Here is a 2,454-nt window from a genome sequence, read left to right as displayed (position 1 = left end):
ACAATGCAGCTTCGCGAAGAGATCGCAGAGCAACACCGTGCACTTGGCCAAATGAAAGAAATGGCTGCTAAGTACGGTTACGATATCTCTCGCCCAGCAGAAACTGCACAAGAAGCGGTACAGTGGACTTACTTCGGCTACCTAGCAGCGGTTAAGTCTCAAAACGGCGCAGCGATGTCTCTAGGTCGTACTTCAACGTTCCTAGACATCTTCATCGAGCGTGATATTGCTGCAGGTAAGATCACTGAAGAACAAGCTCAGGAAATGATCGACCACTTCGTAATGAAACTACGTATGGTTCGCTTCCTACGTACTCCTGAGTACGATGACCTATTCTCTGGCGACCCAATCTGGGCAACAGAATCTATGGGTGGTATGGGTCTTGACGGCCGTACGCTAGTAACACGTACGAACTTCCGTTTCCTTAACTCTCTATACACCATGGGTCCTTCTCCAGAGCCAAACATCACGGTTCTTTGGTCTGAGCAGCTACCTGAAGGCTTCAAGAAGTTCTGTGCGAAAGTGTCTATCGATACGTCTTCAATCCAGTACGAAAACGACGACCTAATGCGTCCAGACATGGAATCAGATGACTACGCAATCGCATGTTGTGTATCTCCAATGGTTGTTGGTAAGCAAATGCAGTTCTTCGGCGCTCGTGCAAACCTTGCAAAAACCATGCTTTACGCAATCAACGGTGGTGTTGATGAGAAGCTGAAAATGCAAGTTGGTCCAGTAATGCCGAAGATCACTTCAGAAGTCCTAAGCTTCGACGAAGTGTGGAACAACCTAGACCACTTCATGGATTGGCTAGCTAAGCAGTATGTAGCTGCACTAAACGCAATCCACTTCATGCACGACAAGTACTCTTACGAGTCTGCACTGATGGCTCTACACGATCGTGACGTATACCGTACTATGGCTTGTGGTATCGCAGGTCTATCTATCGCGGCTGACTCACTATCTGCAATCAAGTACGCGAAAGTGAAACCAATCCGTGACGAAGATGGCGTAGCGATCGACTTCGAAATCGAAGGCGACTACCCTAAATTCGGAAACAACGATTCACGCGTTGATGACATCGCTTGTGAACTTGTTGAAGTGTTCATGAACAAGATCCGTAAGCTTAAGACTTACCGTGATGCCGTTCCTACTCAGTCTATCCTTACTATCACTTCTAACGTTGTGTACGGTAAGAAGACAGGTAACACGCCAGATGGTCGTCGCGCAGGTGCTCCGTTTGCTCCAGGTGCAAACCCAATGCACGGTCGTGATGAGAAAGGTGCGGTCGCATCTCTAACATCTGTTGGTAAACTGCCGTTTGCTCACGCGAAAGATGGTATCTCTTACACCTTCTCTATCGTGCCTAACGCACTAGGTAAAGACGAAGGTTCACAGCGCGCTAACCTTGCAGGCCTAATGGATGGTTACTTCCACCATGAAGCGGGCATCGAAGGTGGTCAGCACTTGAACGTGAACGTTCTTAACCGTGAAACTCTAGAAGATGCGGTTAAGCACCCTGAGAAATACCCTCAGCTAACTATCCGTGTTTCTGGTTACGCGGTACGCTTTAACTCTCTAACTGCAGAGCAGCAAGCTGACGTAATTGCACGTACATTTACAGAATCTCTATAAGAGACGCTGTTGAATGATTGATGCAGCCCCGCCTAGTGCGGGGCTGCATTTTTTGTGCTTATCGTTCCTCGGTAAGCTTTAGAGTTTGCGCACATTTCCCCAAATCAATCAGTGAATTCCTATAGTGACCTTAGCGAATTGCGGTACTATCATCCGCACTATTCGTCAAAACAGAACACTATGGCTCGCTCTCCCTATCTCCCTTTTTCGTTGCTTCTTCTCTCCACCACTGCACTGGCTTCAGAGCAGTCAACCCTCGCCTTTTCACTCGACAACGACGGGGTATTTGGTGTTGATCAAGACTATACCAATGGCATTTTCCTCACTTACACCTCCGCAGGGATTCGCCCGCCTTCGTGGGTTGGGCCGCTAAGTTTGTCTTTTTGGGGCGCCGCCTCTTTGGACAAATGGGAAGTTACCCTGGCTCACAAAATGTATACGCCATCGGATATTGAAGCCGTTGAGCCCATACAAAACGATCGCCCTTATGCGGGTTATCTTCACACCGAGTTCAATTATATCAGTCTCCATCCAATGCAAGCTCAGCGCTTTAACCTGACCTTGGGCACCGTGGGTGAAAACTCACTGTCGGAAGAGGCACAAAAATTCGTCCACAGCATCACGGGCTCTGATGATCCTAATGGTTGGGCAAACCAAGTGGATGAAGGGTTTGCTGGGAGTGTCGGTTACCTAACCCACATCAACCTATGGCGCGAGCCGCTGTTGGCTAACACCGAGTGGGAAGTATCGAGCGTTTCAGAAGCCAACGTCGGTAATTTTCGTAGTGATGTGTCAACCGGTGTCATGCTGCGTTGGGGA

At 48.7% G+C, this 2,454-nt stretch carries 2 protein-coding genes; both read left to right on the top strand.

From position 1 onward, the window contains the following. A partial coding sequence (gene pflB, locus AC6R0L_RS06555) for a formate C-acetyltransferase (protein ID WP_500628648.1) occupies positions 1–1,635 on the top strand: 1,635 nt, incomplete at its 5' end. A gap of 180 nt (positions 1,636–1,815) precedes the next feature. Then, positions 1,816–2,454, top strand: a 639-nt coding sequence (locus AC6R0L_RS06550) for a lipid A deacylase LpxR family protein (RefSeq protein WP_500628647.1), incomplete at its 3' end; no start/stop codon positions are given.

Source organism: Vibrio sp. R15-SG3-ISO1A, from assembly GCF_059833955.1.
Note: the sequence above shows the minus strand (reverse complement) of the source record. Positions and strands in the feature narration are given on the sequence as shown.